The organism is Bacillus sp. ISL-35 (assembly GCF_018613355.1).
Classification (GTDB): domain Bacteria; phylum Bacillota; class Bacilli; order Bacillales; family Cytobacillaceae; genus Mesobacillus.
This window is the reverse complement of record NZ_JAGGQK010000019.1, coordinates 1-12,386: the sequence shown is the minus strand read 5'-3', so window position 1 is coordinate 12,386 and position 12,386 is coordinate 1. Positions and strand designations below refer to the sequence as shown.

10 protein-coding genes, 10 tRNA genes, 1 rRNA gene and 1 riboswitch are annotated in these 12,386 nt (G+C 44.9%); of the genes, 3 read left to right on the top strand and 18 right to left on the bottom strand.

Features of this window, described 5'->3' with window-relative positions:
- Nucleotides 1-38: 38 nt before the first annotated feature.
- Nucleotides 39-100, top strand: a riboswitch (Fluoride riboswitch).
- 61 nt (nucleotides 101-161) lie between these two features.
- Nucleotides 162-539: a fluoride efflux transporter FluC gene (locus J7E38_RS20085; protein ID WP_214709105.1), complete on the top strand. Its 378-nt coding sequence runs from the start codon at nucleotides 162-164 to the stop codon at nucleotides 537-539.
- On the top strand, nucleotides 536-904 hold the full coding sequence (gene crcB, locus J7E38_RS20080; RefSeq protein ID WP_214709106.1) for a fluoride efflux transporter CrcB: 369 nt from the start codon (nucleotides 536-538) through the stop codon (nucleotides 902-904). The genes J7E38_RS20085 and crcB overlap by 4 nt, the downstream gene beginning before the upstream one ends.
- A gap of 143 nt (nucleotides 905-1,047) precedes the next feature.
- On the opposite strand, the gene glmS is transcribed toward crcB, so the two are convergent.
- The 6 genes from glmS to sigW form a co-directional block, all read right to left on the bottom strand.
- The gene (gene glmS, locus J7E38_RS20075) at nucleotides 1,048-2,850 is read right to left on the bottom strand and encodes a glutamine--fructose-6-phosphate transaminase (isomerizing) (RefSeq protein ID WP_214709107.1); all 1,803 of its coding nucleotides are present in this window, start codon (nucleotides 2,848-2,850) and stop codon (nucleotides 1,048-1,050) included.
- 670 nt (nucleotides 2,851-3,520) lie between these two features.
- On the bottom strand, nucleotides 3,521-4,870 hold the full coding sequence (glmM, locus tag J7E38_RS20070) for a phosphoglucosamine mutase (RefSeq protein ID WP_214709108.1): 1,350 nt from the start codon (nucleotides 4,868-4,870) through the stop codon (nucleotides 3,521-3,523).
- A 37-nt stretch (nucleotides 4,871-4,907) separates the two neighbouring features.
- Nucleotides 4,908-6,140, bottom strand: coding sequence for a CdaR family protein (locus J7E38_RS20065; protein ID WP_214709109.1), 1,233 nt, complete (start codon nucleotides 6,138-6,140; stop codon nucleotides 4,908-4,910).
- The gene (cdaA, locus tag J7E38_RS20060; RefSeq protein WP_214709110.1) at nucleotides 6,133-6,960 is read right to left on the bottom strand and encodes a diadenylate cyclase CdaA; all 828 of its coding nucleotides are present in this window, start codon (nucleotides 6,958-6,960) and stop codon (nucleotides 6,133-6,135) included. The genes J7E38_RS20065 and cdaA overlap by 8 nt, the downstream gene beginning before the upstream one ends.
- Before the next feature lie 377 nt (nucleotides 6,961-7,337).
- Entirely contained in the window at nucleotides 7,338-7,976 is a 639-nt protein-coding gene (locus J7E38_RS20055; RefSeq protein WP_214709111.1) for an anti-sigma factor family protein, read from the bottom strand.
- Between the two features lie 16 nt (nucleotides 7,977-7,992).
- Nucleotides 7,993-8,556: an RNA polymerase sigma factor SigW gene (sigW, locus tag J7E38_RS20050; protein ID WP_214709113.1), complete on the bottom strand. Its 564-nt coding sequence runs from the start codon at nucleotides 8,554-8,556 to the stop codon at nucleotides 7,993-7,995.
- Between the two features lie 249 nt (nucleotides 8,557-8,805).
- Here sigW and J7E38_RS24215 point away from each other — a divergent pair, with 249 nt between their 5' ends.
- Nucleotides 8,806-8,976, top strand: a complete 171-nt coding sequence (locus J7E38_RS24215; RefSeq protein ID WP_214709115.1) for an aspartyl-phosphate phosphatase Spo0E family protein — start codon at nucleotides 8,806-8,808, stop codon at nucleotides 8,974-8,976.
- Nucleotides 8,977-9,061: 85 nt separating this feature from the next.
- Here the strand turns inward: J7E38_RS24215 and rocF are convergent, their stop codons facing one another.
- The 12 genes from rocF to rrf all read right to left on the bottom strand — a co-directional run bounded on the left by rocF (nucleotide 9,062) and on the right by rrf (nucleotide 12,245).
- Nucleotides 9,062-9,958 carry an arginase gene (gene rocF, locus J7E38_RS20040; RefSeq protein ID WP_214709117.1) on the bottom strand — a complete coding sequence of 299 codons (897 nt, stop codon included), beginning with the start codon at nucleotides 9,956-9,958 and terminating at the stop codon, nucleotides 9,062-9,064.
- An 880-nt stretch (nucleotides 9,959-10,838) separates the two neighbouring features.
- Nucleotides 10,839-10,914: transfer RNA gene (locus J7E38_RS20035), tRNA-Ala, on the bottom strand.
- Between the two features lie 3 nt (nucleotides 10,915-10,917).
- Nucleotides 10,918-10,992: transfer RNA gene (locus J7E38_RS20030), tRNA-Gly, on the bottom strand.
- A gap of 70 nt (nucleotides 10,993-11,062) precedes the next feature.
- A tRNA-Lys gene (locus J7E38_RS20025) sits at nucleotides 11,063-11,135 on the bottom strand.
- A gap of 218 nt (nucleotides 11,136-11,353) precedes the next feature.
- Nucleotides 11,354-11,428 (bottom strand) — tRNA-Gln (locus tag J7E38_RS20020).
- 54 nt (nucleotides 11,429-11,482) lie between these two features.
- A tRNA-Tyr gene (locus tag J7E38_RS20015) sits at nucleotides 11,483-11,567 on the bottom strand.
- A 9-nt stretch (nucleotides 11,568-11,576) separates the two neighbouring features.
- Nucleotides 11,577-11,652, bottom strand: a tRNA-Thr gene (locus J7E38_RS20010).
- A gap of 11 nt (nucleotides 11,653-11,663) precedes the next feature.
- Nucleotides 11,664-11,739: transfer RNA gene (locus tag J7E38_RS20005), tRNA-Val, on the bottom strand.
- Between the two features lie 26 nt (nucleotides 11,740-11,765).
- Nucleotides 11,766-11,840, bottom strand: a tRNA-Glu gene (locus J7E38_RS20000).
- Nucleotides 11,841-11,858: 18 nt separating this feature from the next.
- Nucleotides 11,859-11,931: transfer RNA gene (locus tag J7E38_RS19995), tRNA-Thr, on the bottom strand.
- A gap of 44 nt (nucleotides 11,932-11,975) precedes the next feature.
- Nucleotides 11,976-12,050, bottom strand: a tRNA-Asn gene (locus J7E38_RS19990).
- A 79-nt stretch (nucleotides 12,051-12,129) separates the two neighbouring features.
- A 5S ribosomal RNA gene (gene rrf, locus J7E38_RS19985) occupies nucleotides 12,130-12,245 on the bottom strand.
- Nucleotides 12,246-12,386: the final 141 nt, after the last annotated feature.

Here is a 12,386-nt window from a genome sequence, read left to right as displayed (position 1 = left end):
TCTTTTTTCAAATGGTTTATAGTGTTAGTGCATAATTCGTTTTCACAGGTGATGGAGTTCACCTTTAACCGCCCGAATGGCTAATGACTCCTGCCAGTTGTTTGATCACTGGCAGGAGTCTTTTTATTTTTGGGTAATCTAATAAACATGGAGGGATCTAGATGGTGTATTTGCTTGTTGGGACGGCAGGCTTTCTGGGAGCCACCCTGCGTTACGGTGTAGGTGTTTTCCTTTTTCACGAAAGTACCGTTTTTCCGTTTGCTACCCTGACTGTGAATCTATTGGGAAGCTTTTTGATGGCCTGGCTGACAACAGGTCTGCTTGTCCGTTTTTCCTTGCCTTCCCATATTAAAACCGCGTTGGGAACAGGATTTGTAGGTTCTTTTACTACTTTTTCCACTTTGAGCGTGGAAACTGTCAATCTGTTTCTTCACGGAAAGCTCATTCTAGCGTTCTTATACATTGCAGCAAGTATATTTGGCGGATTATGGATGAGCCGATTAGGATTTCAAGTTAAGAAGGGAGAGGGAACTGAATGACGATTAATCATATTCTAATGGTTGGAATCGGAGGCTTCTTCGGAGCCATTTCGCGGTTTTGGGTCAGTCAGGCCATCAACAAAAGAATCAAGCCCAAGATCCCCGTTGCCACTCTGTTTATTAATTTATTGGGTTCCCTGTTACTTGGCCTCATGGTCGGTTTAGGACTGAATGGCAATCTCTTCATGCTGCTTGGCACAGGTTTCATGGGAGCCTTCACCACTTTTTCAACCTTCAAGCTGGAAGGTATCCAGCTTCACATCGAGAGAAGGAAAAAGGAATTCTTTCTGTACAATTTCTTTAGCTATGGAGGCGGCATTCTGCTGGCTTTTGTCGGAGTTCAGCTTGGTTTATGGCTGGCATAAAAAACAGCACAACTAGTTTGGACTATAACCCTGGCGATTGACGTCCGGGTTTTCTTGTATCCAAATTCAGTAGCTTAAAAGCAAAAAAACCTGGCGAGAAGATTTCTCTCACCAGGTTTTCAGAACACAAGCTAAGTTATTAATTATTCAACCGTAACCGATTTAGCCAGATTCCTTGGCTTATCAACGTCACAGTCACGGTGCAGCGCTGCATAATAAGAAATCAGCTGCATCGGAATTACTGAGATAAGAGGTGTTAATAGGCTGTGCACTTCTGGAATGACGAAACGATCTTCGTCTGTTTCCAGTCCACTCATGGAGATGATGCACGGGTTGGCACCGCGGGCAACGACTTCTTTGACGTTTCCACGGATGCTCAGGTTGACAAACTCTTGTGTGGCAAGAGCGATGACAGGTGTGCCTTCTTCGATCAGGGCGATTGTTCCATGCTTCAGTTCTCCGCCAGCGAAGCCTTCTGCCTGGATGTACGAAATTTCCTTCAGTTTCAACGCGCCTTCAAGTCCTACGTAAAAGTCGATTCCGCGTCCGATGAAGAATGCGTTTCTTGTCACAGTCAGGTATTCGCGCGCGATGCTTTCGAATTCTTCTTTGTCGTCGCAAAGAGCTTCCATTGCACTCGCAACAATTCCTAATTCCTGTACAAGATCGAAGTCCACTTCATGGCCAAGTCCGCGGGCTGTTACTTCAGCTAAAATCGCCAGTACAGCAAGCTGTGCTGTATAAGCTTTAGTGGAGGCAACCGCGATTTCCGGACCAGCGTGAAGAAGAAGTGTATAATCTGCTTCACGGGAAAGTGTTGAACCAGGTACATTCGTAATTGTCAGCGCCTTGAAGCCCATTTCCTTCACCTGAACAAGAACCTGGCGGCTGTCCGCAGTTTCTCCGCTCTGGGAAATGAAGATGAACAATGGCTTTTCAGATAGAAGCGGCATGTTGTAGCCAAACTCGCTGGAGATGTGGACTTCAACAGGGATCTTCGCCAATTTTTCAATGAACTGCTTGCCGACAAGGCCTGCATGATAGGAAGTACCAGCAGCGATGATGTAGATACGGTCTGCCTGATTCATCGCAGTAACGATGTCAGAATCGATTTCAAGAGCGCCTTCACCATCCTGGTAATTCTGGATGATTTTGCGCATTACAAGCGGCTGCTCGTCGATTTCCTTGAGCATATAGTGAGGGTATGTTCCCTTTTCAATATCGCTTGCATCCAATTCTGCAGTGTAAGGAGCGCGTGAAATCACTTCTCCGTCAAGGTTCTTGATTGTCACTTCATCCTTTGTGACAATCACCATTTCCTTGTCCATCAGTTCAACATACTGGTTTGTTACCTGAATCATTGCCATCGCATCACTAGCGACTACATTGAAGCCTTCGCCAAGTCCGACAAGAAGCGGGCTCTTGTTTTTCGCCACGAAAATCGTATCTTCGTTTTGCTCGTCTATAAGGGCAAGTGCATATGAACCATGTAAAAGTGCCAGCGTTTTACGGAACGCTTCTTCTAAGCTCAGACCTTCGTTTACGAACAAATCGATCATTTGTACGATCACTTCAGTGTCTGTTTCACTTTTCAATTCGACATTCTGCAAATACTCGCGCTTCAATAGATCGTAGTTTTCGATGACACCATTATGAACAAGAGTCAGTCTGCCTGTTGAGCTCTGGTGAGGGTGAGCGTTCACCTTGCTTGGAGGACCATGAGTCGCCCAGCGAGTATGGCCGATTCCAGCGTTCGCCATGACATCATTGTCAACTGCATTGCGAAGGTCCGCAATACGTCCTTTTTCCTTGAAGACGTGAACTCCCTTTTCGTTCATGACTGCGATTCCCGCAGAGTCATATCCTCTATATTCAAGCTTTTCCAGGCCTCGTAATAAAATCTCTTTCGAGTCGTTATTTCCAATATATCCAACGATTCCACACATAACTTCTTTTCCTCCTGTACGACAGGGGGCAAGAAGCCTCTTATATAGGGGCAGCTTGCCCCCTTATCTCATATAATTGGTTTGAGGTCAGACTTCTTAATGCCATTCCTCTTTAGTTTTAGCATCCCCATCTTTTTGTGCATTAAGTTGCCCTAATGTTTTGAAGATGGAATTCGCGGCTGTGCTTTCAGCCGGGAGGCATCCGCCGAAACTTCGATAAACCTCCACCTCGTCAACTAATCCATATTTTCGGTCAAGGATTAGTCCTGGCGCTTTAGTTTTCCATTGATCTACCTCTGCCCACCTTTCGATAAATTGTTTTTTTAGGCAAAATCGGCCTATTTACAAAAACAGGATTATCATACATGATACTGATGCATCCGTCAATAGAAAACAAAGGAAAACAGCCTTCCCGTACAAATACCCTTTACAGGAATGCTAAAACTCCCTTCACAAGAAAAGCGTAAGCGCCTTGTTCAGCCCTGACAAGCGCTGGAGGGCCGATCAGTGAAGTCGCTTTTTGACTTCATTGGGCGGACCGAAGCGACTCGAAGGGCTAGGCGCTGGAGCTGGACACTTCTCTAAGTGAAAAAATAAACTTTCTCTATAAATAAATATGCATAAGGGCTCTTCTATGTGCCGAAACCCTTATGCATATCACCTGTTTTCCTTATTCTTTTAAACCCATTTCTTCTTCCACAACCGCTGCGATCCGGTTTACGTATTCCTGGCAAAGCTCTGCAGTCGCTGCTTCTGCCATTACGCGTACCAAAGGCTCTGTTCCGGAAGGACGGACCAGGATGCGGCCATTGCCGTTCATCTCTGCTTCAACCTGTTCAATGACCGATTTTACCTTCTCGTTATCAGTTACATGGTGCTTATCCGTCACACGGATGTTCACGAGAACCTGCGGGTATTTCTTCATTTCCCCAGCCAGTTCAGAAAGCGGCTTATTCGTTGCTTTCATGATATTCGCAAGCTGAAGACCTGTCAGTAAACCATCACCAGTTGTGTTGTAGTCAAGGAAGATGATATGGCCGGATTGCTCGCCGCCAAGATTATAGCCGTTCTTCTTCATTTCTTCGACTACATAACGGTCACCGACAGCTGTCTGGACGCTTTGCACGCCATTTTCCTCAAGACCCTTGTAAAAACCAAGGTTGCTCATCACAGTGGATACAACCGTACCCTGTTTTAGCTGGCCGCGTTCCTTCATGAATTTCCCGCAGATATACATGATCTGGTCGCCATCAACGATGTTCCCTTTTTCATCAATTGCAATCAGGCGGTCGCCATCTCCGTCAAAAGCAAGACCGAGATCAGCTCCCTTTTCCTTCAAGAATTCCGCAAGAGCTTCAGGGTGCGTCGATCCTACCCCATCATTAATATTCAAGCCGTTAGGGGATGCTCCCATTGTTGAAGTATCCGCATCCAGGTCAGCAAACAAGTGGGTTGCCAATGAAGATGTAGCTCCATGTGCGCAATCCAGCGCAATATGAAGACCTGTGAACTCTTCATCAATAGATTGTTTTAGATATTGAAGGTACTTCTGTCCACCCTCGAAGTAATCATTCACCTGTCCAAGATCAGCACCTACTGGACGAGGGAGCTCATCAGAGTCCATGTCCATCAATTGCTCAATCTCGTTTTCCTGGGCATCTGAAAGCTTATATCCATCTGGTCCAAAAAACTTGATCCCGTTATCCGCTACCGGATTGTGCGACGCAGAGATCATCACGCCTGCCTGCGCGCCAAGCGCCTTAGTTAAATAAGCTACTCCAGGAGTCGAAATCACACCGAGCCTCATAACTTCCGCTCCGATCGATAGCAGGCCGGCAACCAGTGCCCCCTCGAGCATATGTCCGGAAATACGTGTATCACGGCCGATCAGCACCTTTGGCCGATCGTGTTCCTTTGTCAGGACATACCCTCCGAAACGGCCAAGCTTGAAAGCCAGTTCTGGCGTCAATTCGCTATTCGCAACTCCACGTACTCCATCTGTACCGAAATATTTACCCATTCTTAAAATCTCTCCTTGTATGAAAAATTGCTGTCAATCATGCTTCTTTTTTCGCAACTGATATACTGGCTTTTTCCTTTGCCAGTTTCCACGTTATATTTTGAGGTGCCGTCACCTTCATGTCGACTTCGTGAGTCCCTTCCTCCAACTCCGATACATCAATCAAAACATTAAAATCATCGGCAGATAGTGCAGAGACAAGATCACTTGGTCCTGAAACCGTCAACTTTGTCTGGCCGTCAGTAGGATCAAGGAAATCTATTTCAAAGCCCTCATCCATCCCATTAATTTCGATTGGGACATTGGAAATGGTCTTTTCGGAAGCCTTCGTGACGTTGACATTCACTTTTACCAATTCTGGTGAAACCGCAACGATTCCTTCGCCAATAATGACCGGCAGGGTAAGTTCTGTATCCTCATCGATTTTGCTGACATCCACTTCCACCCTGACACCATCAACCTTCTCAAGTACGTCCGGATCAGCGAGGATCTCAGCTTCCTTCGTTTCCAAAGTGATTGAATCAATGGTCACGCCACTTGGAGGATTGCCTTTACGGACAATATCAATTGGTACCTTTTTGCTGGAGCTCTTTACCGGAATGGTCACTTCAACCACACCTGGCTCCACATTGACATCCAATTTATTCATGTCTTTATCCAGGGCAAGGACACTCGCTTCCCGCGTGATTGTATCCGATATTTTTCCGGAAGAATTCACTGTTGCTTTTACATAGGTGATTCTGTCGACAATATCCTTAGCACCGGTTATTTGAACTTTATTCGGTTTTACAGTTGGCTTCTCTGCTATATAGCCCTTTTCCACGATATTTCCGCTGAATTCAGGTTCGACGCTGAACTCCTTCGTCACTTTTTCCTGGATGGAAACATTCGCATAACCAGGATCGATGGTGACTGTCAGCCTTTCGGACACATCTTTGATCGTGATTGGGACACGCTGGTTTCCCATTTCAGCATCCGTCAAATCGACGAACACTTCAAAATTCCTTAGTGTTTTTGCCTGCTGAACCAGGTTTTTCGGTCCCTGCAGCGTAACAGTAACCGTATCTGGAACACCTGATACGACCAATGTATCGGTATCGTAAACCCTTTTTACCGGTACGTCTTCAACCGTTTCCACCTTTTCATCGGATGGGACGTTCACATCCCCAGGCTTATTCGGGTCGTTTTTAGGAACAGACCCAAAGAGCAGCACGGCAAGAACAAGGGCAACCACTTTTATGAACCAAGGATTATCCATCCATCTATCCATTTTTCTTCCCCCTCCAATTCCAGCGGGTAGAAGCTGCCTGCTTGATTCTTGATGGTGAAATCAGCTCGGCAGTGAGCAGTTCCCTTAGCGTTTCCCCGCTCAAGTCCCTGTAAAGTTCGCCATTCCGGGTAACCGACACACTCCCTGTTTCCTCAGAAACGACAATTGTGATACTGTCAGTTACTTCACTAATTCCGAGGGCGGCCCTGTGCCTTGTCCCCAGCTCCTTCGAAATAAACGGACTCTCTGACAATGGCAAATAACAAGCTGCTGCTGCAACAATGTTTTTCTGTATGACAACGGCTCCATCATGAAGCGGTGTATTCGGGATAAAAAGGTTAATCAACAGTTCAGAGGATATTCTCGATTGCAGCTGAATGCCTGTTTCTATGTAATCACTCATTCCTGTTTCTCTTTCAATTGAAATCAATGCCCCGATCCGGCGCTTTGCCATATAATCGGTCGACTTGATAATGGCCTCCACCATCTTTTCTTCGTCTTCCTCTTCCTGCAGTCCCGATCTGGAGAAGAGCCTGCCTCGGCCAAGCTGCTCGAGTGCCCGACGCAATTCGGGCTGGAAGATGATGATAATGGCCAGGAATCCCCAGGTCAATACTTGTTCCATCATCCAGCTGAGCGTATTTAACCCGAAGAAATCACTGACAAACTTTACGATCAGGATGACAAAAATCCCTTTCAAAAGCTGGACAGCCTTCGTCCCTCGAATAATCGCGATCAACTTATAGATGACGAACCAAACCAGGAGAATGTCAACAATATTAGCTAGATAATCCAAGAAATCGAAATCCGCAAACGACATTGCACTTCCTCCAGTAGTTTAGTAAGGCTCTTTTGCGAAGTTATTCCTCTAGCCTCGAAATGAACCCATTTGTAAAAGGCTCTTTTCGTACATGTTGTTGCTTTTACACAGTGTAAAAAACCGCTTCTGGGCTTTTACGATATTTCCGCTATCTGATTCGAAAGGATTTTCAAAAATAGCCACGAATATGTTAGCGCAAGCAACATTAAATGCGAAAAAAGCATTGTAAAAAAGCGGAAGTTGACCAATGCACTTCAGCCTGTATTCTAAGATAACTTTCTCATTATACCATAAGGTCAGCTTAAACGAATAATGATGTCAACTGACACTTCGAAGACCCATACATTATAAGATTCATCCTTAAAAAACAGCCATTCCTATTGGAATGACTGTTCCTTCTCGTCATTTTCAAATAGATCGGCCGTGTTTTTCACGGTATTTTTAATATGATACCAAATCCATTCGAATACTTCATTAACTTCTGTTATTTCCCCTGTCACATTGCCCGCTGAAGCCATGTATTTTTCGCCGTTGATGACGGTGACATTCCCCTGAACTTCGCCTTCAATCTTCACCTTGCCGTTCCTGACTACCACATCACCCTTGACGACTTCCCCTTCAGGTACAATGACGGTGTCATTTTCGACGACCAGATTAGGCTGTTTTGAAACAGAAAACTGATGGTCCTCGTTCCATGTTGAAAAGATGCTGCCAGTCATCAATGCAATGAATAGTGAAGCAGCTGTCAAAAGCGGATGACTTCTGAACCAGCGTTGGATTTCTGTCTTCTTCTTCTCTTTTGGCAAGCCGGCCATGACCTTTGACGTAAAATCATCCGGCGCCTGGATATGGGAGGTACTCTGAACAAGGGCAATCGCCTTGTTCATTTCCCTGAAGTAATCCTGGCAATCTGAACAGCTCTGCAAATGCTCTCTTAAAATCTTTTCGTGTTCTTCCGTAATTTCATCATCTAAATACTCATGCATATAATCAAAAACCTGTTCGGGACATTTCAATTTCTTTCACCTCACCTTATACGTGTCGCAACTGCTGCCTTAATGCCTCTCTGCCTCGATGGATCCTGGTCTTCACCGTTCCAAGCGGCAAATCCAGGATTTCACTGATCTCATTCAGGCTGAGCTCCTCAATATACTTTAATACGATGACCGATCTGTATTTATCGGGTAGTTTTGAAATTTCTTTTTGAATTGTGTCATGCAATTCGATACTTTCTACCTCATCCTCTGGCAAAGGAGTATCAGATGGAACCTGTGAGTACATCGTCAGGCCTTCCGTTCCTGGCACCTCTGCATCAAGAAAATAATCTGGTTTCTTTTTGCGAATCCGGTCAATGCAAAGATTGGTCGCAATCCTGTACAGCCATGTTGAAAACTTCAGGTTTTGATTGAAGCTGTTAATATTGATATATGCGCGGATGAAAGCCTCCTGTGCAATATCCTCTGCCTCATGCCGATTCCCGAGCATACGGTAGCAAAGCTGGAATACCTTGTCCTTGTACACTTCAACAATCTCTCCATAGGCATTCTGGTCTCCCTTGATCACCTGTTTTATTCTGTGCTTTACGATTGTTTCCATTATTTTACCTCCGCGCTTCCTGCGGCTAATCGATATACGAATCGATTCCGTAAAAGGTTTCGTTTTTTTTTATAAAAATTTTATTTATGTATGTAATTATGTCTATTCCGTTTAAACAGACTTTTTTCGGCAAAAAAAGCTAAAAAACTTACTATGTTAATATTAACAAATTTTTACCAGTTTGGTTTAAAAAGTTTTGGTCCGGGGTATAAAAGGACTATATTTAATGAAAGCGAGGAATAAAGATCAATGTGTGCAGAAACGCTGTTGAAGGATATAGAAAATTGCCGTAAAGAAATGGTTGAACTAGCTGCAAGAACCTCGCTGTCAAACCAAAGGGTGGTAGACATCAGCACAAAACTCGACCATTTACTAAATAAATATTATCACTTATCCTCAAAAAAGCCAGTTCTATATTAATGATAAAGAGCAGCAGCCATAACAGGGCCGCTGCTCATATTTTTTTGTTTAACCATCTCATTCTATTCTTTTTTCAAGGCTTTGATTACAAAAGTTTCTCGCCAAATAAAGAACCCATTAGCGCAACCGCCGCGACAGCCGTCTTGTTCTTTTCATCAAGGATCGGATTCACTTCAACGAATTCCGCAGAAGTAATGATTTTCGCTTCTGCCAGCATCTCCATTGCCAGGTGGCTTTCACGATAGCTGATGCCCCCGGTCACAGGAGTCCCGACCCCAGGAGCATCAGTTGGGTCCAGTCCATCGAGATCAAGTGAAAGATGGACACCATCTGTTTTATCTTTAAGGTAATTGACCGTTTCCTCAATGACAGCAGCCATTCCTAAGCGATCAATCTCGTGCATGGTGAACACCTTGATACCCATTTCCTTGATCAAGTCCTTCTCCCCATCATCCAATGCACGCGCGCCAATAATGACAATATTCTCAGGCTTCACCTTAGGGGCATACCCTCCTATTTGCGTCAGCATGTCGTGCCCCAAACCAAGGCTTGCAGCAAGTGGCATACCATGGATATTTCCAGACGGCGATGTTTCCGCCGTATTCAAGTCTCCATGCGCATCATACCAGATCACACCAAGATTCTTATAATGCTTGGACACACCAGCCAATGTCCCAATCGCAATGCTATGGTCACCACCCAAAACAAGCGGAAAAGACTGCGATTCTATAATCTTATCTACTTCATCAGCAAGCAGGCTATTCTTTTCCGCCACCAGCTCAAGATTGCGAAGATTGCTGTTAGGATCAATCTTCACCTCAGGCCTGCCAACTGCAATATCACCCAAATCTTCTATCTCATCAAAAAGCACTCTTAATCTCTCATTGATACCAGCATAACGGATCGCACTCGGGCCCATGTCAACTCCCCTTCTCATCTGACCCAAATCCATCGGCATCCCGATAATCGAAAGTTTCCTCATTCCAGACTCCCCCTTGCTTTCTCTCATCTCTCCCCCTATTTTAAACGCTTTCATTACGATGACTCAACCGGACAATTTTATGAATATATATACGGTTTTGAATAGATAGAATTTATGGAATGGTTTAGTGAAGGGGCTGTGAGAATCATGGAGGCTTTTTGACAGCTTTGGGTGCTTTACCTGTGGTGCTGTCAAAATAATGGGGGGTTCTTGACAGCTTTGGCTGCTTTTCCTGTGGTGCTGTCAAAATTATAGTGGTTTCTTGACAGCTTTGGCTGCTTCTACTGCAAACTTGTCAAAATAACAGCGGATTCTTGACAGCTTTAGCTGCTTCTACTGGAAACTTGTCAAAATAACGGTGGTTTCTTGACAGCTTTAGCTGCTTCTACTGCAAACTTGTCAAAATAACGGTGGTTTCTTGACAGCTTTAGCTGCTTCTACTGCAAACTTGTCAAAATAACGGTGGTTTCTTGACAGCTTTAGCTGCTTCTACCGCAAAGCTGTCAAAATATCGGTGGTTTCTTGACAGCTTTGGCTGCTTCTACCGCAATGCTGTCAAAATATCGGTGGTTTCTTGACAGCTTTGACTGCTTCTACCGCAAAGCTGTCAAAATAACGAGGGTTTTTTTAAAGGTTTGGATCCTTCTACCGCAAACCTGTCCGAACTCAGTGTTACTTCGGACAGCTTTAATGGAATATGTAGTAAACCTGTCCAAATCCAGGGTAACTTATGACTGCTTCAGCCTCTCTTCCTTCTAAATACTACGCTAACAGCTGTAACAGTTACTGTAAGATAAGCATTACAATACTAGTAGGGAGAATTAAAAAAAGTCATAAACCCGAATGGATTTATGACTGAAATGGTATTTATGTAGTGTGATGGTGGAGCCTAGCGGGATCGAACCGCTGACCTCCTGCGTGCAAGGCAGGCGCTCTCCCAGCTGAGCTAAGGCCCCATTTGGAGCGGAAGACGGGATTCGAACCCGCGACCCCAACCTTGGCAAGGTTGTATTCTACCACTGAACTACTTCCGCATGATTTTATTATATAGGTAAGACCCCTAAAAATAAAGTACAAGTTCATTCTTAGGGGCCTTGACATGAGTGAGCCATGAAGGACTCGAACCTTCGACCCTCTGATTAAAAGTCAGATGCTCTACCGACTGAGCTAATGGCTCCCAATATTGTAGATCTACCAAGTTGAGATCACTCGGTTAAGGAATGTTATCGCATCTGCGATGCTCGAAAGCCCTTACGGTCTTTCTCGCAAGTTGCCGCAGAAGCAACTCCAAGGAGTGAGCAACTTGCTCTACCGACTGAGCTAATGGCTCATAGGATATAATCTATCCTATTCATTGTCTCTTAAGCATCCTGAATGCAAAAAAGAAAATAAAAATGGCTGGGCTAGCTGGATTCGAACCAACGCATGACGGAGTCAAAGTCCGTTGCCTTACCGCTTGGCTATAGCCCAATGAAAAAATAAAAAGGACATTAGTAGCTTGTCCAATTTTAATATGTATTAAAGTGGTGGAGGGGGACGGATTCGAACCGCCGAACCCTGAGGGAGCGGATTTACAGTCCGCCGCGTTTAGCCACTTCGCTACCCCTCCACAAAAAAGTGGTGCCGGCAAGAGGACTTGAACCCCCAACCTACTGATTACAAGTCAGTTGCTCTACCAATTGAGCTACACCGGCACTAAAATAAATGGTGGAGGATGACGGGATCGAACCGCCGACCCTCTGCTTGTAAGGCAGATGCTCTCCCAGCTGAGCTAATCCTCCATTGCTATGTTACTTGTTAAAGTTAATGGTGACCCCTACGGGATTCGAACCCGTGTTACCGCCGTGAAAGGGCGGTGTCTTAACCGCTTGACCAAGGGGCCATATTATAGTATTTTCAGAGCTTCCAAGCGGGCTCGAACCGCTGACCTCTTCCTTACCATGGAAGTGCTCTACCTGCTGAGCTATGGAAGCATGTATTGCTGCCAGCTCAAATGACTTTCGTCATTTAGAGATAATGGCTCCGCAGGTAGGATTCGAACCTACGACCGCTCGGTTAACAGCCGAGTGCTCTACCACTGAGCTACTGCGGAATAGTGGTAATTTAACATAACTCTTGCAGATGATTCGAATGCCTCACCTTAGGAATTTGTCCAAGATGAATGCATTTTTGCCCGGCGGCGTCCTACTCTCACAGGGGGAAACCCCCAACTACCATCGGCGCTGAGAAGCTTAACTTCCGTGTTCGGTATGGGAACGGGTGTGACCTTCTCGCCATCGCCACCAGACAATTGTAAAGAACAATATTTATTATACTGTCTTTTATGCATTTTTCAAGAGAATTTTTAAGAAATCTTTATTCCCTCAAAACTAGATAATGTGTAAGAAGAAAACAAGGGAAACGAGTAATCATTTGGTTAAGTCCTCGA